At 69.3% G+C, this 25,902-nt stretch carries 22 protein-coding genes; 8 read left to right on the forward strand and 14 right to left on the reverse strand.

Annotated features, from left to right (window positions below; translation table 11 throughout):
- Window positions 1-25: 25 nt before the first annotated feature.
- Both E4P40_RS09840 and E4P40_RS09845 read right to left on the reverse strand, forming a co-directional pair.
- The gene (locus tag E4P40_RS09840) at window positions 26-520 is read right to left on the reverse strand and encodes a hypothetical protein (protein WP_135158458.1); all 495 of its coding nucleotides are present in this window, start codon (window positions 518-520) and stop codon (window positions 26-28) included.
- Window positions 521-809: 289 nt separating this feature from the next.
- On the reverse strand, window positions 810-1,412 hold the full coding sequence (locus E4P40_RS09845) for an adenylate kinase (protein ID WP_245160236.1): 603 nt from the start codon (window positions 1,410-1,412) through the stop codon (window positions 810-812).
- 446 nt (window positions 1,413-1,858) lie between these two features.
- On the opposite strand from E4P40_RS09845, the gene E4P40_RS09850 reads away from it, so the two are divergent.
- On the forward strand, window positions 1,859-2,164 hold the full coding sequence (locus E4P40_RS09850) for a hypothetical protein (protein WP_135158459.1): 306 nt from the start codon (window positions 1,859-1,861) through the stop codon (window positions 2,162-2,164).
- 466 nt (window positions 2,165-2,630) lie between these two features.
- Here E4P40_RS09850 and E4P40_RS09855 read toward each other — a convergent pair whose 3' ends face one another.
- Window positions 2,631-3,731, reverse strand: coding sequence for an acetate/propionate family kinase (locus tag E4P40_RS09855; RefSeq protein ID WP_135158460.1), 1,101 nt, complete (start codon window positions 3,729-3,731; stop codon window positions 2,631-2,633).
- Window positions 3,728-6,187: a phosphoketolase family protein gene (locus E4P40_RS09860; RefSeq protein ID WP_135158461.1), complete on the reverse strand. Its 2,460-nt coding sequence runs from the start codon at window positions 6,185-6,187 to the stop codon at window positions 3,728-3,730. The genes E4P40_RS09855 and E4P40_RS09860 overlap by 4 nt, the downstream gene beginning before the upstream one ends.
- Window positions 6,188-7,327: 1,140 nt before the next feature.
- Here E4P40_RS09860 and E4P40_RS09865 point away from each other — a divergent pair.
- Together E4P40_RS09865 and E4P40_RS09870 are read left to right on the forward strand one after the other, a co-directional pair.
- A complete protein-coding gene (locus E4P40_RS09865; RefSeq protein ID WP_209305246.1) occupies window positions 7,328-8,191 on the forward strand; it encodes a trypsin-like peptidase domain-containing protein in 864 nt (287 codons plus the stop codon).
- A gap of 227 nt (window positions 8,192-8,418) precedes the next feature.
- Window positions 8,419-9,435, forward strand: a complete 1,017-nt coding sequence (locus tag E4P40_RS09870; protein ID WP_135158463.1) for a TerC family protein — start codon at window positions 8,419-8,421, stop codon at window positions 9,433-9,435.
- A 302-nt stretch (window positions 9,436-9,737) separates the two neighbouring features.
- On the opposite strand, the gene E4P40_RS28020 is transcribed toward E4P40_RS09870, so the two are convergent.
- On the reverse strand, window positions 9,738-9,887 hold the full coding sequence (locus E4P40_RS28020; protein WP_167762173.1) for a hypothetical protein: 150 nt from the start codon (window positions 9,885-9,887) through the stop codon (window positions 9,738-9,740).
- An 885-nt stretch (window positions 9,888-10,772) separates the two neighbouring features.
- On the opposite strand from E4P40_RS28020, the gene E4P40_RS09875 reads away from it, so the two are divergent.
- Complete coding sequence (locus E4P40_RS09875; RefSeq protein ID WP_245160237.1) at window positions 10,773-11,597, forward strand: M48 family metalloprotease; 825 nt, start codon at window positions 10,773-10,775, stop codon at window positions 11,595-11,597.
- Between the two features lie 561 nt (window positions 11,598-12,158).
- Here the strand turns inward: E4P40_RS09875 and E4P40_RS09880 are convergent.
- The 3 genes from E4P40_RS09880 to E4P40_RS28025 form a co-directional block, all read right to left on the reverse strand.
- A complete protein-coding gene (locus E4P40_RS09880; RefSeq protein WP_135158465.1) occupies window positions 12,159-12,371 on the reverse strand; it encodes a DUF2905 domain-containing protein in 213 nt (70 codons plus the stop codon).
- A gap of 253 nt (window positions 12,372-12,624) precedes the next feature.
- On the reverse strand, window positions 12,625-13,860 hold the full coding sequence (locus E4P40_RS09885; protein ID WP_135158466.1) for a cation:proton antiporter: 1,236 nt from the start codon (window positions 13,858-13,860) through the stop codon (window positions 12,625-12,627).
- 20 nt (window positions 13,861-13,880) lie between these two features.
- Entirely contained in the window at window positions 13,881-14,156 is a 276-nt protein-coding gene (locus tag E4P40_RS28025) for a hypothetical protein (RefSeq protein ID WP_167762169.1), read from the reverse strand.
- Between the two features lie 760 nt (window positions 14,157-14,916).
- On the opposite strand from E4P40_RS28025, the gene E4P40_RS09895 reads away from it, so the two are divergent.
- The 4 genes from E4P40_RS09895 (at window position 14,917) to E4P40_RS09915 (ending at window position 19,488) form a co-directional block, all read left to right on the forward strand.
- Window positions 14,917-16,167 (forward strand): glucose-6-phosphate dehydrogenase assembly protein OpcA, encoded by a 1,251-nt coding sequence (locus E4P40_RS09895; protein WP_135158468.1) that lies wholly within the window; start codon window positions 14,917-14,919, stop codon window positions 16,165-16,167.
- 16 nt (window positions 16,168-16,183) lie between these two features.
- Window positions 16,184-16,888: a 6-phosphogluconolactonase gene (gene pgl / locus E4P40_RS09900; RefSeq protein WP_245160238.1), complete on the forward strand. Its 705-nt coding sequence runs from the start codon at window positions 16,184-16,186 to the stop codon at window positions 16,886-16,888.
- A gap of 411 nt (window positions 16,889-17,299) precedes the next feature.
- A complete protein-coding gene (locus tag E4P40_RS09905; RefSeq protein WP_135158469.1) occupies window positions 17,300-18,172 on the forward strand; it encodes a copper chaperone PCu(A)C in 873 nt (290 codons plus the stop codon).
- 641 nt (window positions 18,173-18,813) lie between these two features.
- The gene (locus E4P40_RS09915) at window positions 18,814-19,488 is read left to right on the forward strand and encodes a Crp/Fnr family transcriptional regulator (protein ID WP_135158478.1); all 675 of its coding nucleotides are present in this window, start codon (window positions 18,814-18,816) and stop codon (window positions 19,486-19,488) included.
- Window positions 19,489-20,192: 704 nt separating this feature from the next.
- On the opposite strand, the gene E4P40_RS09920 is transcribed toward E4P40_RS09915, so the two are convergent.
- The 6 genes from E4P40_RS09920 to E4P40_RS09950 all read right to left on the reverse strand — a co-directional run.
- The gene (locus tag E4P40_RS09920; protein ID WP_245160239.1) at window positions 20,193-20,726 is read right to left on the reverse strand and encodes a SatD family protein; all 534 of its coding nucleotides are present in this window, start codon (window positions 20,724-20,726) and stop codon (window positions 20,193-20,195) included.
- A gap of 720 nt (window positions 20,727-21,446) precedes the next feature.
- Complete coding sequence (locus tag E4P40_RS29315) at window positions 21,447-21,938, reverse strand: FHA domain-containing protein (RefSeq protein ID WP_280790594.1); 492 nt, start codon at window positions 21,936-21,938, stop codon at window positions 21,447-21,449.
- A 200-nt stretch (window positions 21,939-22,138) separates the two neighbouring features.
- Complete coding sequence (gene trxA / locus E4P40_RS09935; protein WP_135158473.1) at window positions 22,139-22,588, reverse strand: thioredoxin; 450 nt, start codon at window positions 22,586-22,588, stop codon at window positions 22,139-22,141.
- An 11-nt stretch (window positions 22,589-22,599) separates the two neighbouring features.
- On the reverse strand, window positions 22,600-25,236 hold the full coding sequence (gene clpB / locus E4P40_RS09940) for an ATP-dependent chaperone ClpB (protein WP_135158474.1): 2,637 nt from the start codon (window positions 25,234-25,236) through the stop codon (window positions 22,600-22,602).
- A gap of 1 nt (window position 25,237) precedes the next feature.
- The gene (locus tag E4P40_RS09945; protein WP_135158475.1) at window positions 25,238-25,591 is read right to left on the reverse strand and encodes a chaperone modulator CbpM; all 354 of its coding nucleotides are present in this window, start codon (window positions 25,589-25,591) and stop codon (window positions 25,238-25,240) included.
- A partial coding sequence (locus E4P40_RS09950; protein ID WP_280790595.1) for a DnaJ C-terminal domain-containing protein occupies window positions 25,588-25,902 on the reverse strand: 315 nt, incomplete at its 5' end. The genes E4P40_RS09950 and E4P40_RS09945, both read right to left, overlap by 4 nt.

Below are 25,902 nucleotides of genomic sequence, written 5' to 3' on the forward strand. Positions count from 1 at the left end.
TCGCGTCCACGCTACGAGGCAAGGTCTAACGGCCTCGCGGTGGCGGCGACGAGTTCGGCTCGGTGCTCCCCGAGAACGACGCCCGCGCTGGCGCAGAAGTACGCGTGCGCCTGTCCGCGAGCGAGCTCCCGCCCGGCGTCGTGCAGTGCCTCACCCCGCTGCCGCATGCCGACATGCTGTGCCTCGTGCTTGGCGAGCGCAGCAGGCGTTCGGCCCGGCCCTCTCGGGCCTCGTCCTCGTCGTCCTGGCCAAGCACCAACGGGGCCGGCACCACGACGTCGATGCCACCGTCCACGCGCGGCATCGTCTTCGCCGCGGCCATGCCGCCCAGGCGCTCGGTGTTGTACGCGGGGGCTCCGTCGCCCAGGCGCCGCTTGACTGCCTCGGCGAAGTTCCCCGCGAGGACCAGTGTCACGGCTGAGGGGTCGACCGCCTGGGCCTGCAGGATGCGCACCAGCTCAGCTATTACGCCTCGGGCGTGCTCGGCTTCCCCTAACGCCAGCCACTCCAGGGTCGCCACGGGGAAGTCCTCGAGGCGCAGTTGGACGTGCTGACGGCCTGGTCCTCGTCCGGTTCGCTCACGAGAACGACCCTACGGACGGATACCGACACATCTCGGTCCACCGCGGCGGCCGGCTTGCATCTGCCAACTGTTGCTCATGCCAATCCTGCCTCTGTGCCACTGTCGAGCGATTGGCGCCGTGCAAGTTCGAGATTGGGCACTGCGCAACGGCTGGCGACCGGCGCAAGTTCGCGCGTGCCCACCCGGTGCAAGTTCTCAACTCGGCGGCCTTGCTGTGGCCGGGTGGTCAGGATGAGCGGCGGGACACGACGGCTTGCAGTGCGGCCATGGCCCTTTCGGTGACCTCCTCCACCCCGCCGGTTGCGTCGATGCGCACCAAGAGGCCCTGTGCTTCGTAGTACTGGGAGAGCGGAGCTGTCTGCTCGCGATAGACGGCCAGCCGATGAGGAATTGTGTTGGGATGGTCGTCCTTGCGCCGAACCCCGGCGATGTCGCCCGACAGTCGGCGGCTGGACAGCCGTCGGACGAGTTCCTCCTCGTCAACGATGAGCTCCAGCGCGCAGTCCAAGCGGCCGGACGTCTCGGCTAGTAGCCAGCGCAACCCCTCGGCCTGGTGGACGGTTCGCGGGAACCCGTCGAGCAGGAAGCCGGCCTTGGCGTCCGGTTGAGCGAGCCGATCGCGGACGACGGCGACGGTGATCTCGTCGGGCACGAGATTGCCGGCATCGAGGTAGGGCTGGGCCCGGCGGCCGAGGTCGGTTCGCTCGGCGACGTGGGAGCGGAAGATCTCCCCAATCGAGATCGCTGGGACACCCAATCGCTCGGCGATCCGCCGCGCCTGGGTGCCCTTGCCGGCCCCGGGCGGCCCGAACAACACGACCCGCAGCATGTCTGCATCCCTTCGCATTGCCTAGTGGCGGGTGGGGGACGTGAGCTTAGGAGTCGTGCTCGACGCCAGTGTCGCGACCGGCTGGGGCGGCAGCGCAGGCCGCGCTCGGCGGCCGGGCCGAGCGCCCGCGGCGCGAGGCGTCCCCAGCCTTCCCTCGTGCCGGCGCACCCTCTCCCCCGCTTTCCCGGAGAAACCACGACCGCTTTGCTGGCGCGTGCGGCCTCGGCGTCGTCCAGCAGGCGAGGAAGTGGGCGTGCCACAGCTGTCCGCGCCTCGTCGTTGGCCGTATCGCTGATCGCCGCCAATGGCCGGCTGGACTCCGATTGCGCAGGTACCAGCGGCGGGCATCTCTCAGCCGGCGGCAGGGCCGTCGGCAGCACCGCCGTCCGCTGATCTTGATGTCGGTCGGGGCCGTAGCATCCCGGCCACCCGACCGGAGCACGCTCATGTCTCGCCGCAGCAGCACCACTCGAAATCGCCGGCTCAGGACGCTGGCGCGGCGTTACCGGAACTGGTGGCGGCGGCGGAAGGCCGCGGCATCGCTGGTGACGGCGTTCGTCCTTGCTGTCGTCGGGGCGATCGGTGCGGTCGTCGGTGCTGCCATCGTGGACTGGCTCACCGACGACTACCGGGTAACCGTTGAGGACAATCCGGACCAGTTGTCCACAGCAACCGGCCCACGCGGCGCGTACATCGTGCCGGTGCCGATCGAGGATGTCGGTGATCCCCCAACCAGGACAACTGGTGCGTAGGGGCGGACCAAGGAGTCAACCGAACCGGGGGCAGTCCCATCCTTCGCCCCAGCCCCACCTGCCGGGCACACTGAATGTCGAACTGTCCACCGACCTCCCGGCCAACCTGGGTTGGCTAAACCACGGCAAGCCCCGCTCACCCTGGTTGCCGGAAGCGAGGAACCGATCGCTGGCGCGTGCCGAGAGCTCGCGCGCATTGGCATCGACCGAGTCGCCGGCGCCGCGGTCGGCCAATTGCGGGCACCGATTGGCGGTGGCCTCCTGGGGCCCCTATCCGGTTACCGACTTCGCCAGGCTGGCCGCAGCCAGAGCCGACCGATGCGTCCACGTCGTCGGCGTGCGACGGCACGACGAACGCCGCTCCGGTGGCGTCCCCGGCTCGCAGCACCTCCCACTGCACAAGCTGCCGGACCAAGTGCAAGACGTTCAGCGCCAAGGGTCGCTAGGCGGTCAGGGGCAAGCGTCGTCACTCACGGGCCAGGACACCCATCACCTGCCGCCGAATCTCCAGGTCCTCGCGCGCAGTGACGACCACGGTGCGAGCAGCGGAATGGCGGGAGCTGATATCCCCGTCCCCCGCGGTTACACGGTTTATTTCGTGGTCGACGTCAATGCCGAGATGAGCCAGCCTGTCCGCGACGGCCTGCCGCACCTCGATGGCCTGCTCGCCCACACCGCCGGTGAAGGTCAGCAGGTCCACTCCCCCGGTGGCTGCAGTCATCGCGGCAATCTCCCGGCACAGTCGGTGCATGTAGACGTCGAAGGCAACGGTGCACCGCGGATCGCCGGCGGCACGCCCAGCGAGCACCTCGCGCAGGTCACCCGACGTGCCCGAGAGGCCCTTGAGGCCGGCGTGGTGCTCGAACACGTCGGCGAGCTCCGGCTCCGGCACACCGCCGTGCTCGAGCAGCCATAGCACCAGCCCCGGGTCGACCGTGCCCGGCCGGGTGTTCATCACCAGACCGGCCAGCGGGGTGAACCCCATGGTGGTGTCGACCGAGGCCCCGCCGCGGACGGCCGTCAGCGACGCACCGGCTCCCAGGTGCGCCGACACGATCCGCAGCTCATCGACCGGGCGCCCGACGAGCTCAGCGGCCCGCCGGACGGCATAGGCGTGGGAAAGCCCGTGGAAGCCGTAGCGGCGCAGCTGCCAGCGTTCGTTCCACTCCCGCGGCAGTGCGTAGGTGCGGGCCGCAGGAGGAAGCGTGGCGTGGAAGGTGGTGTCGAAACAGGCCACTGCTGGCACGTTCGGCAGCAGCTTCTCAACGGCGGCGATGCCGGCCAGCGCCCGCGGGTTGTGCAGCGGCGCCAGGTGACAGATGGACCATAGATAGCTGACCAGCACTGGGTCCACGAGCGCCGGACCGGTGTGCCGCGAACCGCCGTGCACCACCCGGTGGCCGACCGCGTCGACGGGGTCACACCCGGCGAGGAACTCGACCAGCGGCTCCAGTTGCCCCTCCCCCCGCCAGGACTCGACAGTGGTCGCCGCGGCGACCGTGCACCGCTCGTCGAGGCGGGTGAGCTTGAGGCTGGTCGAGCCCGCGTTGACGACCAGGACCCTCACGCCTCTGGCTCCCGCAGCGGCGAGCCGCCGGTACTGCGCGGGCCGGCCGTGCCCGACCAGGCCCAGTCGCGGATCTCCGGCAGATCGATGCCGTGGGTGCGCACGTACAGGCGGTGTTCGATGAGCTTGTTGGTGAGCGCCTCGCGGGCGTGGGCGGCGCGTCCGTTCAGCCGGCCGATGCGGTCGATCGCGCTGATGGCCAGATCGAAGCGGTCGATGCCGTTCATCACGCACATGTCGAAGGGGGTCGTCGTCGTTCCTTCCTCGACGTAGCCGCGCACGTGGAAGTTCTCGTGGTTGGTGCGCCGGTAGGTGAGCCGGTGGATGAGCCACGGATAGCCGTGGTAAGCGAAGATCACCGGCTTGTCGGTGGTGAACAGCGCGTCGAACGCGGGGTCGGAGAGTCCGTGCGGGTGCTCGCGCTCGTCCTGCAGGCGCATCAGGTCGACGACGTTGACCACCCGGATCCGCAGGTCGGGGAACCAGCCGCGGAGGATCTCGACCGCGGCGAGGGTCTCCATCGTCGGGACGTCGCCGGCGCAGGCCATGACGACGTCGGGCTCGACCCCGGCGTCGGAGCTGGCCCAGTTCCAGATGCCGATGCCCTTGGTGCAGTGCACGACCGCGGCGTCCATGTCGAGGTACTGCAGCGACGGTTGCTTGCCGGCCACGATGACGTTGACGTACTGCCGGGTGCGCAGGCAGTGGTCGGCGACCGACAGCAGGGTGTTGGCGTCCGGCGGCAGGTAGACCCGGATGACGTCGGCCTTCTTGTTGACCACGTGGTCGATGAACCCGGGGTCTTGGTGGGAGAAGCCGTTGTGGTCCTGCCGCCAGACGTGCGAGGTGAGCAGGTAGTTTAGCGAGGCGATCGGCTGCCGCCACGGGATGCCGTTGGTCGTCTTCAGCCACTTGGCGTGCTGGTTGACCATCGAGTCGACGATGTGGATGAACGCCTCGTAGCAGGAGAAGAACCCGTGCCGGCCGGTGAGCAGGTACCCCTCCAGCCAGCCCTGGCAGGTGTGCTCGGAGAGGATCTCCATCACGCGGCCGTCCGGGGCCAGGTGGTCGTCGGTGGGCAGCCGATCGGCCGCCCAGGTGCGGTCGGTCGCCTCCAGGACGGCCCCGAGCCGGTTGGAGTTGTTCTCGTCGGGCGCGAACACGCGGAAGTTGGTCATGTTCCGGCCCATGACGTCGCGCAGGAAGCTCCCGAGCACCCGGGTGGGCTCCACCGCGCCGGTGCCGGGGGCGGGCACGTCGACGGCGTAGTCGCGGAAGTCCGGCATCCGCAGCGGTCGCAGCAGCAGGCCGCCGTTGGCGTGAGGGTTGGCGCTCATCCGCCGGGCGCCGGCCGGGTGTAGCTCCCGGACGGCGGGCACGGGCGCGCCTGTCTCGTCGAACAGCTCCTCGGGCCTGTAGCTGCGCAGCCACTCCTGCAGGATCTTCCGGTGGCCGTCGTCGTCGCGGGCGTTGGCAAACGGCACCTGGTGTGAGCGCCACGAGCCCTCGACCCGCAGGCCGTCGACCTCATCGGGCCCGGTCCAGCCCTTGGGTGACCGCAGCACGATCATCGGCCAGCGCGGCCGATTCGGGCCGCTGAGGTCGGCGCCGTCCTCGCGGGCGTGCCGCTGGATGGCGGCGATCTCGTCGAGACAGCGGTCCAGCACCCCCGCGAACTCCTGGTGCATCCGCTCGGGATCGTCCCCGGCGACCAGGTACGGGGTGTGGCCGTATCCGCGCAGCAGCTCGAGCAGCTCGTCGTCCCCGATGCGGGCCAGCACGGTCGGGTTCGCGATCTTGTATCCGTTGAGGTGCAGGATCGGCAGGACGGCGCCGTCGCGCCGCGGATCGACGAACTTGTTGGAGTGCCAGCTGGTGGCCAGCGGACCGGTCTCGGCCTCGCCGTCCCCGATCACCGCGGCGACCACCAGGTCGGGGTTGTCGAAGGCGGCCCCGTAGGCGTGCGACAGCGCGTAGCCGAGCTCGCCCCCCTCGTGGATGGACCCGGGCGTCTCCGGCGCGACGTGGCTGGGGATGCCGCCGGGGAAAGAGAACTGGGTGAACAGCCGGCGCATGCCCGCGGCGTCCTGTGAGACCTCCTGGTAGACCTCGCTGTAGGTGCCCTCGAGCCACGCCGCGGCCACGGGTCCCGGCCCGCCGTGTCCGGGCCCCATCACGTAGATCATGTTCAGGTCGCGTGCGCTGATCGCCCGGTTCAGGTGCGCGTAGACGAAGTTCAGGCCGGGCGTGGTCCCCCAGTGCCCCAACAGCCTCGGCTTGACGTGCCCGGGCTCCAGCGGCTCCCGCAGCAGCGGGTTGTCCATCAGGTAGATCTGACCGACCGAGAGGTAGTTCGCGGCCCGCCACCACGCGTGCATGGCCCACAGTTCCACGTCGCTCAGCGGGCCGGAGAGAGTTGCCTTGGGTGCGGCGGTCCGGTTGGTGACGACGTCCATAGGTTCTCGCTTCCTTGTGCTAGTCGTCCGGGTCGGGCAGCGCGGGCCGGCCAATTCCAGCGTGACCGGCCGTCGTCCGGCAAGCCGGGCAGCAGCCCCGCGGAGCGGCCATGGCCGAAGGTGCCCCATGGCGGTTTGGCGGCGAGTTGGTGCCCTGAACGGACCCCCCGGCTGCATGGATGGACGCTGGAAGTCGTCGACGCGGTACGACCCGGAGACGGCTTCGCCGTCGACAGGGCTACTCGCCCCTGTCAGTGGTCGCTGACGGTGGCGAGCCGTTCGTCGACCTCGTGGTGTGCTGAGCCGAAGCGTCGGAACGGCTGGTGGCGCCCGCTCTGGTCCAGAAGAGGGTTCGATGACTGCTCACCTGGTGGCCCACCGACCATGCAGTGGCTGTACGCCGGCGCTGTCGGCAGTCCTTCGCGCGGTCGGACGGCTGAACGCCGTGGTGCTCGTCGCTGGTTCACGAGCGGCGGCGGCGCGCATTGCCCACGGGTGTGGTGCTGCTCGATCGGCCAGCGGGCTGCCGGGCCCAGGCGTTCCGGACGCGGAGTACCTCGGCCGGCCGGGAAAACTGCGACGGTCGTCGGGCGCTCCGAAGGGAGGCACGGGGAGGAAACGGGGGCGTATGCGGCCACGTGGAGACTGCGCCTGCCCCGCGGTGCCGATCCCTTCGAGCGTCGGCTGCCCGGCGCGACGTCGCCGAGGAACTGCACCGTCCGCGCACAGGCGCTGGAGTCCACGGGAGACCGGGAGGCCAGCCCGCGCGACGCCGCGGGCCGGAAGCCAGGGTATGCGTCCAGCGTGCAACGACCGGAAGCACCTGCGAGTCCGTCGGGCCCGATTGGCCGCCGGGGCCGCGGGTAGTCGGAAGGAAAGCGCTTACGGTGAGCCTTCGGTGTCCAGCTGCCGTCTGCCGGCGCAGCCGGGGACTGGGGGCCTGTCGCGGTGGGAGGAAAGAGTCGCATGGCGTGGTCAACGGGGAGTCGTCGTCTCTGCTGGTTTCTGCTGACCGTGGCGGTCTTAGCCGCTGCCTGCACGAGCACCGGTTCGGCGCCAGACGAGGTGACCTCAGGCAGTGCGCCGGAGTCTGGGGAACCGTCGTCCGTAACCGTCATCGCGACACGGTTGCAGCCAAGCGTGGTCACCATCCTGACCGCCACAGGCAACGGCAGTGGCGTCGTGTACGACGAGGACGGGCTGATCGTCACCAACGAGCACGTGGTCCGGAATGCCACCACCGTGGAAGTCGCGTTCGCCGATGGCCAGCGGGTCCCTGGAACCGTCCTCGCGACCGATGTGGTGACGGACCTGGCCCTCGTCGAGGCCGACCGCACCGGGCTGCCGGCGGCTGAGTTTCAGCGCGAGCTGCCACAGATTGGCGAGCTGGCGATCGTCATCGGCAGCCCACTGGGCTTTCAGAACACCGTCACGGCAGGGATCATCTCCGGGTTGCATCGCGAGATCCCCGGAAGCGCCAACCAGAGCCAAGCTCTGGTGGACCTCATTCAAACCGATGCCGCCATCAGCCCCGGCAACAGCGGTGGCGCGGTCGTCGACGCTGATGGCGACGTGGTGGGGATCAGCGAGGCGTACATCCCGCCGCAGGCGGGAGCGGTCTCCCTGGGGTTCGCCATTCCGTCCGCCACGGTGATCGACGTCGTCGAGCAACTGAGGGAGGACGGCCGCGCCGAACACGCCTTCGTCGGCGTAGAGCCGGCGCGAGTAACTCCCGAGATCGCCGATCAACTGGGCCTACCCGACACCGAGGGGGTGATCGTGAGGTCGGTCATCCCGGGGGGTCCGGCGGATGAAGCTGGCATCGCGCCGGGAGATGTGATCACAGCCGTCGATGAGGAAGCGACCACAGGCCCTGAGGACTTGCTGGCTGCGCTGCGGAACCGGGATCCCGGAGAGACGGTCATCCTCAGCGTTCGCGGGGTAGATGGCCGCGAGCGCGACGTCGAGGTCACGCTGACCGAGCGTCCGCCGGTCAGCCGGTAGCGGCGATGCGAGCCGCCCGCCGCCCGCCGCCGGGGCAGCGCGGCGGTGGGCGTCCGCTGCGGTGCCCGTGACCCCCTTCGCTCGAAGTCAGGTTCGTGGTGTCGTGTTGGTCGCGTCGGTAGGCCGCGGCTCCCGGCCACGCCTGGTCGGACCTGCTGGCAGGCACGTTTAGGGAGCCCGATGCCTCGTTAACTTGACTGTCGGATGCCGTCTCTCGGGAGGTCCGGGTGCTGGAAATCAGCACGACTGTCTGGGTCGTGACGATCGGGCTTGTCGTGTCGCTGCTTGCCCTCGACCTGGCGGTGGCGGCCGCGCGGCCGCACGCGGTGGGTTTTCGGGAGGCGGTGGCGTGGTCGATCTTTTACATCCTCGCGGCCATCGTCTTCGGCGTCGTCTTCGCCGTATGGGCAGGCGGCGAATACGGGGCGCAGTACTTCGCGGGCTATGTCGTCGAGAAGAGCCTGTCGGTCGACAACCTGTTCGTCTTCGTCGTCATCATGAACACGTTCGCGGTGCCCGTCGCCTACCAGCACAAAGTGCTCACCTTCGGCATCATCGCCGCACTGGTCATGCGCGCCGTCTTCATCGCGCTCGGCGCCGCCCTGCTCAAGCTGTTCTCGTTCATGTTCCTCGTGTTCGGAGTTCTCCTGATCTGGACGGCGGTTCAGCTGTTCCGCCACCGTGATCAAGACCCCGACGTCGAGAACAACGGCGTCGTCCGGATCGCCCGGCGCGCGCTGCCCTTCACCGACCGCTACGTGGACGGGCAACTCGTGACTCGCGCAGAGGGCCGCCTCGCGTTCACCCCCCTGTTCTTGGTTCTCGTCGCCATCGGCGGAACCGACCTGCTGTTTGCGCTTGATTCAATTCCCGCCGTCTTCGGCGTGACCCAGGAGCCCTATCTGGTGTTCGCCGCCAACGCCTTCGCCCTGCTGGGGCTGCGCGCGCTGTACTTCCTGGTCAAAGGACTGCTGGACCGCCTCGTCTACCTGTCCACCGGTCTGTCGCTGATCCTCGCCTTCATCGGGGCGAAGCTGGTGCTGCACTGGGGCCACACCCTGAACGAGGACGTGCCGGAGATCCCCATCGGGCTCTCTCTGGCCGTCATCGTCGTCATCCTGACCGTTACCACGGTGGCCAGCCTGATCAAGGTCCGTCGTGATCCCACTGCCCGAGCCCACGCCGGATCGCTGCGTCAGCACGAGCGGACGTCGACCCAACAGGACGTGGACCGCGCCCAGTAGGGAGGGCCGAGCGACGGTGTGCGCCCCGCCGGAGTCGCTCGTCCGGTTTATCACGTCTGTGGCCAGACGTCGCCGCGCCCCGGGGTGGGTGCCCCCTCGTCGGAGTACTCCTGTCGTTGCCGCGAGGGCGTTGCCGCTGCGGTTCCTTCCGGAGGTGGTTGATCGACGCAGGGTCGTCGAGTTTGGTAGAGCAGCCAACGCTGATGCGCGTGTCTACGCGGTTCTGCCGACGGTAAAGATCGTGGTGAACGCGGTCAGGCGGGCAACAGCCGACCGCTCGAGGCCACCTTCCCCTGCTCCAGCTACGGCCAGTCGATCTGCAGATCGAACATGCCGGGATGGCCGGATCGGGTCTTCGTCACGTCGCGCGCTCCCATAGTCAGGGTCTCGGTCGCGAGATCGCCGGCCTTCTCGGCCCGTGAGGCGTACACGTCCATGACCCAAGGCGCCATGTCGACGGACCTCACGATGCTGCCCGTAGGGGGTTCCCTGCGGTGGGCGAACTCGCATCTGACTGGCACTCCCCCAACCGTGTTCGCCGCCGATGACCGGGGCGGCTCGCAGTGCCGGCCCGCGCCGATTCGGAGGCGTCACTCCCGTGGAGGGGCCTGCCGGACCTCTGGGCTGCGGTTTGCGCTCGCGCTCACCGAACGGAGTCGGGCCTCCTGGCTCCTGCTTCGTGCGTACCGCGATCAACAACGCTGCCGCGCCGTCGTCGTCCGACGCGCGAAGAATCTCTCCTGACCGGATCGGGAGCGCCCGGCGGAGGACCTGCGCGCGTGCTCGAACTGGTTGGCGGCCTGCTCATCTGCGTCGGCCGGCGGGTCCGGGGCGGGGGTGCGTGCAGCGCTCCGCCGGGCGAGCCGTTGCCGGCAGACCGCCCACCGCTCGTCGGTCGCTCTTGCCACTCGGCCATCGAGCTAGCTCGAGTTCGCTACGGAGGACGGCGGCCGCGTGTCGCTATCGTCGCTGTCCCCGGAACCCGTCGGAGCCGGCTAGGGGCCGGCACTCGGCTTTGACGGCGTCGTGCGGCTGGCGGCCGGCACGCGCCCAGGACCGGCGCTCGAACGCTCCGATCGCGTGGCGTGCACGACAAGCGGCGACCGCCGGGCAGATGTCGAGTCCTGAGGTTTATCGCGGCACCGAGCGGGAAAATCTAGTGCCCACTAGAGGTTTCCTCTAGTGGTCAGACTCAGAACTGGTTCGGGTAGGAGTGATGCACAATGACACTGCCTGTGCGAACTCGGCCTCGTCACCTCGACGGTGGCCCGCTGTCCGGACAGGGCTTGAGGTCGGCGCGGCGTCCCTTCTCGGCGCTCCGCCGGGCCGGAAACGGCATGAAGACGGCGGTGCTGTTGGCCGGCCTGGGCGGCCTGCTGGTGCTGCTGGGTGCACAGTTCGGCCAGGTCGGCGCCGCCGTCGGGCTGCTCCTCGGCCTGGCGGTCGTAGGCGGCTCGTACTGGTATTCCGACCGGTTGGCGCTGATGGCCGCCCGCGCCGTCCCGGTGGGGCCGGATGACTTCCCCATCTACCACCGCATCGTGCGGGAGCTGACCGCCGAGGCGGGGCTGCCGATGCCACGGCTGTACGTGACGCCGGACGCCCAGCCGAACGCGTTCGCGACGGGGCGTAACCCCCGGCACGCCGCGGTCGCGGTGACCCGAGGCCTGCTCGACCTGCTCGACGCCCGGGAGCTCCGCGCCGTCCTGGCGCACGAACTGGCGCACGTCGGCAACCGGGACATCCTGATCACGTCGGTCGCCGCGGCCCTGGCCACCGGCATCAGCTTCCTGGCCAACCTGGTTGGCATGCTGCCCTTCTTCGGCTCGTCCGAGGACGACGAGGATCCGGGCCTGCTCGCGACGCTGGTCGCCGTCTTGATCGCGCCGATCGCCGCCGCGCTGCTGCAGCTGGCTCTCTCCCGCAGCCGTGAGTTCGAGGCCGACCGCACCGGCGCGCAGTTGATCGGCGACGGCTCCGCTCTGGCCAGCGCCCTGGCGAAGATCGACCGGGTCGCACGGCAGGTCCCCATGCGCGTGGAACCGACCCAGGCGTCCAAGTACCTGGTGCACCCGCTGACCGGTCGGGGGGCGTGGACGACCCTCTTCATGACGCACCCTCCGGTCGAGAAGCGGATCGCCCGGCTGATCGATCTCCGGTGACGCTCCGGGCCGGCGTTCGGCAGGCAGGACGCCGGCCCGTCGTTCGCGCACCTATACCCGCCAGCCGGGGTCGCGCTCCGGAGCCAGGGATGATCAGCCCCTCGGGCCTGCGTCACGCCGGACCTTTCCAGGCGGGCTTGCGGGCGGGACCACGCCAGGAGGCCGAACGCCGGGAAGAGGCGCCTAGCTACGCCGTCGATGGGCGTTCCCGCCACAGCCGGCCATGCGTCGGGGTGAAGGCCGTGGGCCGCGGAGCGCGTTTCGCTCCGCAGTGGCCGCGCCCTGCACTCGGCGATCTCCCATGCAGACGGCGACGACCCTCGTGACGGCCTCGACCTCGATGCCCACTGACGTCGTGGAAGAGACCGCTGGAGCGCCTTCCGGAGCCGACCGGGTGACCACCGGTGGAACTCGGCGACCACCGCCGCGCCTGGTGCCCGTCGAGGTCGGCGGTCGGAGCTCCCCCCGTTGCGGAGGGGGGTCTTCGTCGCCGTGACGCGACCGTGCGAGCGTCAGCCACCGCTCCAGCTTCGTATCGGGCCACCCATGACCGCCGAGCCCTCACCGCCGGAAGAGGGATAGCAGAATGCTCACGAGAAGCGAAACGATGAGCATGGACACCAGTGGGATGTGCACCCGCACGTTATCGCGGTCGATCCGGATGTCCCCAGGCAGTCGACCGAACCAAGAAAGTCCGCCACTCCATGTCAGAAAGCCCACCAGCATCACGACGACACCGACCGCCACCAGCAGGGGTCCAACGTCCCGGCCCATCGCACCTCCCCGATACGCGCCCGTTGAGTTGACCGTCTCTTGATCATCGCTACCCAGGGCTGTCGACCGTTACCGGCCGAAGGTCTCTCTTCAGCGACCAGCGGTTTGGGCGGCCAGCGACGATCAGACGGGGGTGGACACGATGGTCTTCGTGCTGACGTTCGCGGGCCCGTCCGGGCCGGCACCTGGCATGACCCAGCCGCACCGTGCTCCTACCGTGGTTGCGATTGCCGGGTGTTTCGGGTCAAGCGGCTCAGGCGCCGCGGGGCTGAGCCAGCTCCGGTGCTGGCCGGCCGTGGCGGGGTCGCCGTCCGCTGACCAGTCGGGCGGCCACTGGCCCGAGGATCGCCAGCAGCAGCACGTAGGTGGCCGCGAGGGCGCCGAAGCGGGGATCCAGCGTGAAGGCACCTGCGTCGGCGGACGCGGTAGTCAGGCCAGCGATCACGATGGAGAACTCGCCTCGAGGAACCAGCGCAACACCGGCGCGGAGCCGTCCGCGACCACCGATGCCAGCCCGGCCCGCCGCCCACCATCCCGTGGCGACTTTTGTTCCAGAGGTCACCAGCGCCAGTGCCACCGCCAGCAGCAGCACGTCGGGGATCTGGGTGGGGTCTATCTGCAGGCCGAAGAACATGAAAAAGACGGCGGCGAACAGATCTCGGAGGGGACGGAGCAGCTGGGCGGCGCTGTGCGCGATTGGCCCGGACAGGGCGACGCCGACCAGGAACGCGCCAACCGTCGCCGACACGTTCATCTGGGCGGCGAGCCCGGCCACCAGCAGCGTCAGGCCGAGAACCCGGAGCAGCAAGACCTCGTCGTTGGGTGCGAACACCAACCGGGAGAGCAGTTCCGGTGCTCGGATGGCGAGCAAGAAGACCGCGGTGACCGCGGCGAGGGCCAACCCCAGGCTGCCGGTGGCGGCGAGCACGGACAGCCCCGACACCATCGCCGTCAGGACAGGCAGGTAGCCGGCCATCGCCAGGTCCTCGAGGACGAGGACGGCGATCACCGTCGGCGTCTCGCGGTTGCCCAACTGGCCAAAATCGGCCAGCAATTTCGCCACGATGCCCGAGGAGGAGACGTAGGTGACCCCCGCCATCGCCACCGCGGCCACGGGCCCCCAGCCGAGTAGCAGCGCCACCGCGGCGCCGGGAACGGCGTTGAGTATCAGGTCCACCAGGCCGGCGAGCGTGTTGTGCCGCAGCCCCGCCACCAGCTCGTCGGCGGCATACTCCAAGCCGAGCATGAACAACAGCAGTACCGCACCGAGTTCAGCGCCGACGGTGATGAACTGCTCGCCTCCCTCGCCCCCGGTCAGCGGCACCGGGCCGTGCTCGCCGAAGGCTAGACCCGCGAGCAGGTAAAGCGGCACCGGAGAGACCTTGCATCGGTGTGCGACCAACCCGAGCACGCCGAGGCCGAAGAGCACCGCGCCTAGGTGGAGCAGCACCGTCCCGGCGGTCGTTCCCGACGCTGCGGCGAGCGTCATGTGATCGTGCCCGACCACTCCTACGCCTGGTCCTCGGTCAGCTGCCAGATCCGGTGGTGAGTTCTCGACTGTGGATCGTCTTCACCTGGAGGCAGCGCCAGCAGCTCCACGAGCGCCGTCCGCTCCTGAGGCTCCAGGCTCACCGACTCGGCGACCGTGTCGGGGTCATCGCCGGCGTAGACCAGCAGGTCCACCGGACCGCCGCGGTGCACCACCAGTCCCAGCCGACGACCGGCCGAGGTGGCGAAGTCGTACCGCGTCCCCACCCCCGGCAAGGGAGTCTGCTCTACCTCCACCGCACACCACCTCCACAGCGGGCCGCCCCTGACCAGGACCACGGCCGCAAGTTTTGGGGAAGACTCGGCGTCCGTCGACGCGGCCAGACCGCGCGATCAGCAGCCTGGACTGCGGACGAGACGCCCGTCTTTCATCGGGGCTGATTGGCTCGACGGCCGAGCCTTCTGCCTGTCGCAAAATGCGGACACCAAGCGGGCACGTCCAGCGGCTCCCGCAGCGGGTGACGTTGCCGGCGGCGTGCCGGCTGTCGTGGGCAGCGGCGGCCCCGGTGCCCGGATGGCCGATGCCGGCGCTCTCGACGGCGTCCATCGTCAGCGCCCGCGCGGTGTCCATCGCGCGACGATCGAGGCGCCGAAGCCCTCGGGCAGGGTGAGGCGCGGCTGAGTCGGGTGTCCGGTGGGGGCGTTGCTGGCAGCCTTGGCGGGTGCTTCGGGCGGGTGCTGGTGGTCGCCGTACGGCGATCGGCCTGCTCAGTGGTCATTCGGCTGCGGTTCTTCCTCGGCTCGGCCTGCCGGCACCGTTCTGGTAGCCCACGCCTGTGGCTTCCCGAGCGTACGAAAAGTATGCAGTGCCGTCCCTGACCGCACGTCCGACGCGTGGTGAGCCAATGACTGTGCGTGTGCGGTCGTCGTTCTCCATCCAATTGGTGGATCGACGACCGGAACGTCATGCGATGAGCATGTCTGCCGCCGCACGCTGCCGGGAAAGAACCGGAGCGAAGCGAATGCGATTAAAATCGTCCCGAGTGGAGGACGCGCGGTGACGACGCTGTGGGACACCACGGGTGCGGACATCGTGAAGGCGCTGGCCGAGCAGCGGCGAATCGGCGGTGCGGTGTTCTCAGGTATGGCGCTCACGCTCGTGGTCATCGCCGACGAGGGTAAGGTGGTCGAGGCCGAGCAGGCTGCTGCGGCGGCGGCCGCGCAGCATCCGTGTCGGATCCTCGTCGTGGTGCGGCGGCAGATCGACGCGCCGATTCCTCGGCTGGACGCCGAGGTGTTAGTCGGTGGCCGGTTGGGGCCAGGTGAAGCCGTGGTGATGCGGATGTACGGCCGGCTGGGCTTGCACGCAGAGTCGGTCGTCGTGCCGTTGTTGGCCGCGGACGTTCCGGTGGTGAGCTGGTGGCACGGCGCGCCGCCGCAACGACTAGCCACCGATGCGCTCGCGGTGACCGCCGACCGGCGGATCACCGACTGCTCCTTGGCCGCCGACCCCTTGGCCGCCTTGAGAGAGCGCGCCGATGACTACGCCCCCGGCGACACCGATCTTGTCTGGACGCGCAGCACGCCCTGGCGGGCGGTGCTCACGTCCACCCTGGACGCGGTTGCTGCCCGGCGAGCGGACCCGTTCCGGCTGATCGGAGGTCGCATCGAGGGCGACCCGGCGCACCCCACTGCGGCGCTGCTGGCGGGTTGGTTGTCTGCGCGTTGCGGCTGCGCAATTGAGGTGGTGGGTTTTGCGCGGATCGCCGGATCGACCGGCGTGGGAGCAGTGTCCCTGGACATAGGCTCCGGTGAGCAGGTCCGCGTTCAGGCTGATCACCGCGGACGTGCCGTGATCTCTCAGCCGTGCCGACCCGACTCAACTGTGGCGCTGCCCGCCCGCAGCCTCGGCGAGCTGCTCAGAGAGGAATTGCGCCGATTGGATCCCGACGAGCCTTATGGCCAGTCGCTAGAGGCGGCGACCGGCCGGACCGGCCTGTCGGATCGTTCGCCGGTGCGGCAGTACATCTGGGTCGATCCGGCGGGAGACTCGAATGACGATCGCGGTGGGAGGGCGGCGAGTCGACGGCCTAGCACGCCCGGGCTCGGCGATGTGCCGGGCCTGGATGAGGCGGGATCGATGGTGGCCAAATCGAAGGACGCCGACCCGCTCCACAGGGGGGGGGGCATGAACGGCCGGGCCAAGGTGTCATCGAGTCGTGAGTCGGCCCGCGGCCCCCGAATCGTCCGGCTCCTTCCGGGAGACTCCGGGTATCACGATTGCGCCCGACTCCAACCGGTTGGCTGATGCGGTCGCGTCTGCGTTGATCGCCCGGCTCGCCGCAGTGCAAGCGGTACATCGCAGCGCCTCGCTGGTGCTCACAGGCGGCGGGATCGGAACGGCCGTCCTGGCGCGGGTGGCGGAGTTGACCGCTGCGCCGAGCAGCGACGTCGTGGATTGGCGGGCGGTGCAGGTGTGGTGGAGTGATGAGCGTTTCATCCCGGCCGGGGATCCTCGGCGGAACGAGGTGGCCGCCCGCCGGGCGCTGCTGGATCCGTTGGCTGTTCCTGCTGATCAAGTGCATCCAATGCCCGCCTCCGACTCCGAGTTTGCCGCAGCGCAGGACGCTGCGCTGTGGTACGCCGACCAGTTGGCCGCGGCGGCGCCGAGCGGCCGGGCACTCCCCCGCTTCGACGTGCTTCTGCTCGGCATGGGTGCCGACGGGCACGTGGCTTCGATCTTCCCCCAGTCCCCCGCTACTCGGGACACGCGTCCGGTGTTTGCGGTGCGCAACTGTCCGAAGCCACCGCCTACCCGCCTGAGTCTCGGCTTCTCCGCCATCAACACGGCCGCGGAGGTGTGGCTGCTGGTTAGCGGACGAGCCAAGGCACCTGCGGTGGCCTGCGCCCTTTCCCGCGCCGACCCGGTGCAGATTCCTGCTTCTGGCGTCCACGGCAGTCGGGCAACTCGATGGTGGCTCGACGCGGCCGCGGCGAGCAACCTGTCCCCAGTGCGGTCGGATACCTGAGCCGGTGAGCCGGGTCCGCGGATGGCCGTGGCGCGAGTGGTCCCGAAAAGGTGGCTGCGCGAGGCGATCAGCGCTACGGAGCAGGAACGGTAAGGGCGCGCGCCGGTGGCGCCGACGCGATGCCTCCGGGCACGACTGCTGGCATCAACTGTGCACTTCCTTGGGCTGGGACCGAGGTGAAATGACTTTCTGAGCCGCCTCAGTGACTCGCCGGCGGCGAGTCTAAGGACGACCGGGTGATTGCACACGTTCGGCCGTTCGGCCGCCATAATCCCCCTTCCCTTGCGGCTAGCAACCGGCACAGCATTGCCACGCCCAGGATCAGGAACATATCGGCGTCCTGAGGCGTCAGGAATGGGTGAGAAGGGCACCGTCGACACACGGTGTCGGGATGGCGGAGGGAGGCACGAGATGGCCATTGAGTTGCCGGGTTCAAGCCCTTATCGGTTCGAGTCGTCGGTTGAGCCGCATCCAACCGTGCCGCTTCGCGGTCCCGCCTCTCCTCCCCTTCGTCTGCCGCGCGCCGTCGCAGGCGGCCCCTCGGCTGAACGCACGCGATCGGACGGCAGCATCTTTGAGCGGGCTTCGGCGCGCCTGCGGCATCTAGCCGCGCGTAAGCAACGGATTTCCAACGATGAGAAAGGGGTCATGGCCGTGAGCCGGGTGAGTCGGAATACCAAGCTGCTGAGGGCCATCGTGAACATCGCCCTCTCGCTCCTGGCGGTGACGGTGCTCAGCGGCTGCAGCGCTGGGCAGGTAACTCAGACCGCCACGCAGGATCGTGACAAGACCGGCGGCTTCGGTCAAGTCGGCGATATAGCCATCCGCGCAGTTCAGCTTGCTTATCCGCCCGATGGTGTATACCAACCGGGCGACGAGGCAGAACTGTCTATGGCCATCGTCAATAGCGGCACGGTCGACGACCGGTTGGTGTCGATCAGCGGCGAGCCGTTCAGCGGGGTGACCGTGAATGGATCGCGTTCGAGTACTCCCACCCCCGCAGACAGCCGTGCCGCGTCACCGGCCTCCGACTCGCCGACAACGACGACAAACGCCACCGTCACTTCGGCGAGCACCGGCGAAGTCCCCATCCCGGCCGGCGAGTCTGTCTTCATTGGCATGGGAGGACCCACAATCACGCTGACCGGAATCACCGAACGTATCGACGCTGCGCACTTCGTGCAGCTGGCTTTGACGTTTGCGCGCGCTGGCCACACGACGGTTACTGCGATCGTGGAGCCGGCACCGGAGCCACTGCCACCTGACCCCGTCATCGAGTTCTAGTGGCAGCGATTCACGGCCTCATGACCAGTCGTTTGTTCCGGATAGTCACAGCACGAGGATCTCCGGTGACGATGTGGGGCGTTGCCCACCCCCAATTCTTGCGACCTCGCTGTGCTGCGAACGGCCCCGTGGTGGGCCGTATCCGCAGCTGGGTCAAAGACGTCGGGATAGTCCGAGCACGGTGGGATATCGCAGGCGTCGTCCGCGCCAGCCCACTGCAGACTGCTGCGGAGGAGGACCGACGAGCGCAAGCACAGAGTCGTGGACGGTCTCGACGCTCGTGGACTCCTCCCTCAGCCGACTTCGTCAAGCGCGAGGTCCAATCCGATGTCGCGCATGGCCAGGCCCTCCCCGGCCAAGAGCTGTCGAAGGGGCAGGGTCAGAAGCAGCTTCGCACTGGATGGCCACGACTACGAGATCGACCTCACGAACGAGAGCGCTGCGGAGTTGCGCTCGGCATTTCGGCGGTACATCGACGCCGGGCCGTCGGGTCGGTCGGCAGGCCGCGAACACGCTCGGGGGGACGGACGCACGGCAGCCGTTGGGTAGGTGGCGCAGCTGTAGTTGCCTTCTCAATCTTTTCCGTCGAGTGGAGACGGTGCGAAAATTTGGTGAAGCGCATGCGTGAAGGGGGGCGCGTCGTGGATGAGGTGCTCACGCGGTCGGAACTTTTCCACGGGCTGCCGACGGAGGTTATCGAACCGGTCGCGACCAGACTCGAGACCGTCTCGATTCCCCGCGGCGATGTGGTGTTCAGTGAGGGCGAGCTGGGAGATGCGCTGTACATCGTTCTCTCCGGCACGGTCGAGCTGACGCGCCGCTCCCCAGGCGGCGGCGAGAGCCTGTTGGCCGTACTTGGACCGTCGGATCAGTTCGGCGAACTGGCGGTATTCGATCCCTGCCCACGCACGGAAACGGCGACCGCGGTGACCGACATCCGGCTGGCATGCGTTCCTCACTCCGTGCTGCGCCCGTGGATCGAGGCGCATCCCGAGCTGGGTGAGCGACTGTTGCGCGTACTGGCCCGGCGACTGTGGCGCACCAAGACATCGCTGCCCGATCTGTTCTTCACTGACGTCCCGGGGCGTGTGGCCAGGATGCTGTTGCACCTGGCCGACAAGTTTGGCAGCCGCGTTGCTGAGGGCGTGCGGATCAAGCACGACCTCAGCCTCGAGAGGCTGTCCCGAATCGTGGGCGCCTCTCATGAGACGGTGCAGAAGGCGCTCGCCGACTTTGCGGACCGCGGCTGGATTCGTCTGGAGGACACGTCGATGGTCATCCTTGACGAAAAGCAGCTGCGCCGGCGCCAACGTTGACCGGATGAGCCCAGGGCGTGCCCTGCGGATCCCGTGTGCGGCGAGGTCGGTCGTCCATGAGTCGCCTTGCCTCCGCACATGCCGGGCTGCGCTCCCACGTCAGCCGAGCCGTCGCCGAAGCCGGCAAACGCACCACTACCGGCGGCGCCGCGTTGGCGCGGACGGGCTCCGCTCCCGAACCTCCCGGGCTCCACGATCGCCGCGATGCTCCTACCGGCGCCGGATTTGCCGCTCTCGGCCGCGGGGGGTTCACGGAACCGCGCCTGCGCGATCCGCGGCGCAGCGATCGCCACGTACGAGACCCGAGCGTTTATAGGGGTTCGCTGCAGGTCCAGACCGAGACGCTTGGGTCCGGCAGCCTGCGGTAGCTGACGCGTGAACTGCGACAGCGGGGTCGCCCGCGGGCGAGGCACGCACGTCCTCGTGAACGACCACACCCTGCTGCCTGCGCCGAGGTCCTCGCTGATGTGCGAGAGGGCACGCGCGGCCCTCCCCAGGCCGGGCGTTGACCTGGCTGACCGCCCAGGGCGCCACTGTGGCGGTTCGACCGCACCCGTATAGCCCGGATGGGCTTATGCCCAGACCCGAGTTCGCATCGACTAGCGCACGCTCCCTCGACTAGATGAGGTACGCGCGGCGTAGCGAGAGCCACCCCACGGCAGTCGCCAGCGCTCACCCGGCGACCAGCACCAGCACGGCGATGCTTATCCGGCGGCCCGCGCCAGCAGTCGCGCGGCGGGTGGCCGCAGCTCTCGTTCGAGCTCCCAGAGTCCCCTCGCCAGTCGCTGGCCGATCGCCTGCCGGGAGATGCCTAGCCGGGCGGCGGCCTGCGCCTGCGTGGCTCCACCCGAGACCAGGGCGATGGCCTCCCACGCCTGCGGGCTGCGCCGTTCCACCAGCACGGCGAGGGCGCTAAGCACGGCCTGGGCGTCGGCAGCCTCGGAGGGAACACGGCCGCGGACGGCCAGCCGCGCCGGCCGGTGCTTCGCCGCCTCGACCGCCTGCCGGGCGCAGAAGAACGCCGTACCGGTGGCCGCCCGCGTGCTCGACGGCAGCGGGGTCAGCACCGGACCGGCGCCGACGCCAATGCTCCAGCCGCCCTCCCGCACGAGCTGCAGTACTACGTCGACCACGCCGTCGGGCTTTGCAATCAGGCCCTGGAACTCGTCGCCGGTGGTGCGCTCGAAGGGCAGCACGGTCTCGACGGCATCAGCGAGCCGGCGAAGCGTGGCGGCCACCCTGTCTGGCCCCCGGCGGCTCGCCCGCTGATCAACAGTCAGCACGTACGGCACTCAGCAAGACTGACACCTTTCATTATCGAAGGCTTGGGGCGGAAGCCACCCGAGGCCGGACCGGTGAGTTCGCTCTGCTGTGGTCGTCACTGCGTCGACCGACCACCACCGTGTCGCTCTGGCGGATCGACTGGGTGCTCTTCGGTCACACGGGAGAACCGGGCGGCGGCGTCACGTGTCGATCGAGCCGGACCCGGTGGAGGGCCTCCAGCAGTCGGCCGCTGGCGCCCCACGACAGTCATCGTCGCGTGCCGTTGGAAGGCGATTCGATAGCACGCGCGAGCAGCCGGCCGCGAAACAGACCTCGGTGACCCTGACGTCGCCGCGGCGATGCAGCGCCATCGCGCGCTCGATGCGCGCCCAGGGCCCCGCCCGCTGGCGTCATCGCAGTCGGCTAAGCGTGACGCGTCAAGAATTCCGCTGACCTGATGGACCACGCTGAGCGTGCGGATTGCGTCGAGGAGGTAGCGAGTGGCTCGCCGCTTGAGGGTGCCTGCCAGAGTGATGCGACCTGAGGCAAGGTCGACGTCCCCGGTGGCCGATCAGGCGGAGCTAGCGTGCGACGGATGGCAGAGGTGGGGACAGCCAGGCACATCATCATTGCTTGTGCTGACCGCAGCTCCGATCACGTTCGAGCTGTGCCACCGGGGCAACGCGGGCTCGGCATCACGGGGAATCAAGCTCTCCCTCAGCGGCTGAACTGGCTCCCCCTCGCAGCGCTGACGTCCGGTCCTGGCCCGCATCTCGCCTGCGTTCTCGGCACCCGTCGACTTCGGTCAAGTACAGGAGTGAAAACTTGCCGATCTGCACCTCGTCCCCTGAGACGAGGGACGCCTCAGCAACGGGCTCGTGGTTGACATACGTGCCGTTGAGGCTGCCAACGTCGCGAACGAGGAAGCCCTGCTCCCTGCGGTGAAACTCGGCGTGGCGGCGGCTGACGGTCACGTCGTCGAGGACGAGGTCGTTGTCTTGTTGCCTCCCGACGGTGATCACCGGTTGATCGAGCACGAACCGGCTCTCCGCAGTTGGCCCCCGCTGCACGACCAGGAGCGCCGCCCCCGCCGGTAGTGGCTCGACCGCTTCGGGGTGAGCCTGCGTGGGCGGAGGGGCAAGTGCCGTTGGCGGGAGCTCGGGCTTCTCCCCGCCGCTGGCAGGCATCGCGCTCGTAGCGTTCGCGACCTGGTCATGGGCCAGCGCCGCTCCACACTGCACGCAGAAGCGACTGCCTTTGGGGTTGCGGTGGCCACATCGATGGCAGCGCATCAGTTACTTCCTCGCCGTTTCGTGGTAGATAGGGCCGGACGGTCAAGGAACCGCCGGATGGTCACCGCCCGTCCGGCCCGTCAGCGCGGGCAGCATCACCGGCTGGGACTGGTCGCACCCGACAAGGCCTTCTCCAGCCAGCTCTGCAGGGCCGGTGCGGGTGCCGCACCGGCTTGGCGGCTGATGACTCGCCCGTGGTCGAGGACCATGAGCGTGGGCACGGCCTGGACCGTGAACCGCTGCGCGGTCTGCGGGGCGGCATCGATGTTGACCTTGACCAGTTTGATGCGGCCGGCGAAGGTGCGGGCGAGTTCCTCCAGGGCGGGACTGACCATGCGGCAGGGGCCGCACCACGGTGCCCACAGATCGAGCAGGACCGGCAGTGGGGCCTGCTCGGCGACCGCGGTGAAGTCGGCGTCGCCGGCGTCGGCGATCCAGGGCAGCGGGGTGTGGCACTGGCCGCAGCGGGGGGTACCCGCCGCGGCGGCGGGCACCCGGTTGCGACGGCCGCAGTTGGTGCAGGCCACGACGGTCGGCGAGGTCATGTCCCTCCTCCTCACGCGGCCGTCTGGTCAGCACCGGCCGGGTTGTCCCAGCGGATGACCAGTTCGTCGCCGGTGGCGTCGACGCGGATGGTGGCGCCGTCCTCGACCTCCCCGGTCAACAGTGCGCGACCGATGCGGGTCTCGACCTCGCGGGCGATGAACCGGCGCAGCGGCCGGGCACCGTAGACGGGGTCGAAACCCTGCCCGGCAATGAACCGGCGGGCGTCTTCGGTCAGCTCGAGGCGCATCTGCCGTTCGGCCAGCCGGGCGCGCAGGTCACCGACCATCAGCTCGACGATGTGCTCGATCTCGGCCAGGGTCAGCGGCTTGAACAGCACGATGTCATCGACGCGGTTGAGGAACTCCGGCCGGAAGTGCCGGCGCAGCTCGTCCATTACAGCTTCGCGGGCTTCGGACTTGATCTCTCCGCCGCCGGTGACGCCGTCGAGCAGGTACTGCGACCCAATGTTCGACGTCATGATCACCACGGTGTTGCGGAAGTCGACGGTGCGGCCCTGCGCGTCGGTGAGCCGGCCGTCGTCGAGCACCTGCAGCAGCGTGTTGAACACGTCGGCGTGCGCCTTCTCGATCTCGTCGAAGAGCACGACCGAGTAGGGCTTGCGCCGCACCGCCTCGGTGAGCTGGCCGCCCTCCTCGTAGCCGACATAGCCGGGCGGGGCGCCGACCAGCCGGGAGACGGTGTGCCGCTCCTGGTACTCGCTCATGTCCAGCCGGACCATGTTCTCCGCGGTGTCGAACAGCGACGCGGCCAGGGTGCGGGCCAGCTCGGTCTTGCCGACGCCGGTGGGGCCGAGGAAGACGAACGAACCGATCGGCCGGCGTGGGTCTTTGATCCCGGACCGGGCGCGGATGATCGCGTCGGCGACCAGCTGCACCGCCTCGTCCTGCCCGACGACGCGCTCGTGCAGGATGTCGTCGAGGCGCAGCACCTTGTCGCGCTCGCCCTCGGTCAGCCGGGACACGGGGATGCCGGTCCACCGGGAGACGATGTTGGCGATCTCGGCGTCGGTGACGACTTCGCGGAGTAGCCGGTGGCCGCCCTGCTTGGCCGCGAGTTGCTCCTCCTCAGCGGCCAGCCGCCGTTCCAGCTCGGGCAGCCGGCCGTGGCGCAGTTCGGCGGCCCGGTTCAGGTCGTAGGACCGCTCGGCTGCCTCGGCCTCGTTGCGAACCTGTTCGAGCTCCTCCCGCAGCGCCTGCACCTTGCGCAGCGCGTGCCGTTCGGCCTCCCACTGGGCGCGCATGGCGTCGGCCTCGGCACGTAGGTCGGCCAGCTCGCGGCGCAGCTCCTCCAGCCGGTTCTTGCTGGCCGGGTCGCTCTCCTTGGCCAGCGCGGCGTCCTCGATCTCCAGCCGCCGGACCCGTCGGGTGAGCTCGTCGAGCTCGGCGGGCATGGAGTCGATCTCGGTGCGCAGCATCGCGCAGGCCTCGTCGACCAGGTCGATGGCCTTGTCGGGCAGGAACCGGTCGGAGATGTAGCGGTGCGAGAGGGTGACCGCGGCGACCAGGGCGGCGTCCTGGATCTTCACGCCGTGGAAGATCTCCAGGCGTTCCCGCAGGCCGCGCAGGATGGAGACGGCGTCCTCGACCGTGGGCTCGTCGACGATCACCGGCTGGAAGCGGCGCTCGAGCGCGGCGTCCTTCTCCACGTGCTTGCGGTACTCGTCGAGCGTGGTGGCGCCGATCATGTGCAGCTCGCCGCGGGCCAGCATCGGCTTGAGCATGTTGCCGGCGTCCATGGCGCCCTCGGCGGCGCCGGCGCCGACGACGGTGTGCATCTCGTCGACGAACAGGATGATTCGGCCCTCGGCGGCACGGACCTCGTTGAGCACGGCCTTGAGGCGTTCCTCGAACTCGCCGCGATATTTGGCACCGGCCACCAGTGACCCCATGTCCAGGGCGAAGATGGTTCTGTCCTTCAGCCCCTCGGGAACGTCGCCGCGGGTGATCCGCTGGGCCAGGCCCTCAACGATGGCGGTCTTGCCGACGCCGGGGTCGCCGATGAGAACCGGGTTGTTCTTGGTCTTGCGGGACAGGATCTGCACGACCCGGCGGATCTCGGTGTCGCGGCCGATGACCGGATCGAGCTTGCCGGTGGCCGCCTCGGCGACCAGGTCGCGGCCGTACTTCGCGAGGGCCTCGTAGGCGACCTCGGGCATGGCCGAGGTGACCCGCTGGTTGCCGCGGATCTCGGTCAGCGCCGAGAGGAACTTGTCTCGCGTGAGGCCGTGGGTGCGCAGCAGCCGCCCAGCGGCAGTCGAGCTGCCCTCCTCCAGCAGCGCGATCACCAGGTGCTCGACGGAAACGTACTCGTCCTTGAGCCGGTGCGCCTCCCGTTCGGCGGTGTCGAACAGCCGCGACAGCCGTTGGGTCACATACACCTGCCCGGGCGCCGCACCCGGTCCGGTCACCTTCGGCCGCCGGCCGAGTTCGGCCTCCAGGTCGGCGCGCAGCGCGTCGGGGTCGGCGCTGGCCTGCGACAGCAGCCGCGGGGCCAGCCCCTCGGGCTGGTCGAGCAGCGCGAGCAGCAGGTGCTCACCATCGACCTCGCTGTGCCCGTGGCGCAGCGCCTTGGTCTGCGCGTCGTGAAGGGCCTCCTGAGACTTCTGGGTCAGTCGGTTGAGGTCCACGTCATCCTCCGATGAGTGTCCGTGTGATCGTGGTGGGGGTGTTGGTGTGTGCCGTCGTCCGGCCCGGCTGCCGCCGCAGCGCAGCCTCCAGCGCTTCGATGCGGTCGAGCAGATCCAGTACCAGCCCGACGGCGGCGTAGTTCAGCGAGAAGCCGGCCCGCAGGCGCTGGATGCGCGCAAGGGTCGCCAGCTCCGTCGGGGCGAGCCACAGCCGGTCGGCGGCATCGCTTTCGGCCTCCAGCAGCCCGAGAGCGACCAGCCGGCGCACCAGCTCCGGGTGCAGCCGCGCCCGCGCAGCGAAGGTGTCCAGGTCCAGCAGCTCGACCCGACGCCGGCGCATGAGGGGATAGGTCATGACGCCCTCCGGGCCTGTTTGCGCGCATCGAACTTCGAGACCGTGGCGAGTTCGGAGAACAATCTGCGTTCCTCCTCCGACAGCCGGTGCGGCACGACGATGCGCACCTCGGCGTAGAGATTCCCGGCTTCCCCGCGGGGGTTGGGCAGCCCGCGACCGCGCAGCCGTAGCCGCCGCCCGCTCGACGTGCCGGCCGGCACCTTGACCTTGGCTTCCCCGCCGGGGGTGTCGACCGCGACCGACGTGCCCAGCGCCGCTTCCCACGGCGCCAACGGCAGGTCGACGTAGAGGTCGCGACCCTCCACCCGGTA

The sequence above is a fragment of the Blastococcus sp. CT_GayMR20 genome (assembly GCF_004570345.1).

What these genes read in the sequence shown, in the direction of transcription:
- E4P40_RS09875 (WP_245160237.1), top strand. Translation starts at nt 10,773, where the DNA reads ATGAAGACGGCGGTGCTGTTGGCCGGCCTGGGCGGCCTGCTGGTGCTG.
- E4P40_RS09905 (WP_135158469.1), top strand. Translation starts at nt 17,300, where the DNA reads ATGGCCATTGAGTTGCCGGGTTCAAGCCCTTATCGGTTCGAGTCGTCG.
- E4P40_RS29315 (WP_280790594.1), bottom strand. Translation starts at nt 21,938, where the DNA reads ATGCCTGCCAGCGGCGGGGAGAAGCCCGAGCTCCCGCCAACGGCACTT.
- trxA (WP_135158473.1), bottom strand. Translation starts at nt 22,588, where the DNA reads ATGACCTCGCCGACCGTCGTGGCCTGCACCAACTGCGGCCGTCGCAAC.
- E4P40_RS09860 (WP_135158461.1), bottom strand. Translation starts at nt 6,187, where the DNA reads ATGGACGTCGTCACCAACCGGACCGCCGCACCCAAGGCAACTCTCTCC.
- E4P40_RS09850 (WP_135158459.1), top strand. Translation starts at nt 1,859, where the DNA reads ATGTCTCGCCGCAGCAGCACCACTCGAAATCGCCGGCTCAGGACGCTG.
- E4P40_RS28020 (WP_167762173.1), bottom strand. Translation starts at nt 9,887, where the DNA reads ATGGCGCCTTGGGTCATGGACGTGTACGCCTCACGGGCCGAGAAGGCC.
- E4P40_RS09945 (WP_135158475.1), bottom strand. Translation starts at nt 25,591, where the DNA reads ATGACCTATCCCCTCATGCGCCGGCGTCGGGTCGAGCTGCTGGACCTG.
- E4P40_RS09880 (WP_135158465.1), bottom strand. Translation starts at nt 12,371, where the DNA reads ATGGGCCGGGACGTTGGACCCCTGCTGGTGGCGGTCGGTGTCGTCGTG.
- E4P40_RS09845 (WP_245160236.1), bottom strand. Translation starts at nt 1,412, where the DNA reads ATGCTGCGGGTCGTGTTGTTCGGGCCGCCCGGGGCCGGCAAGGGCACC.
- E4P40_RS09885 (WP_135158466.1), bottom strand. Translation starts at nt 13,860, where the DNA reads ATGACGCTCGCCGCAGCGTCGGGAACGACCGCCGGGACGGTGCTGCTC.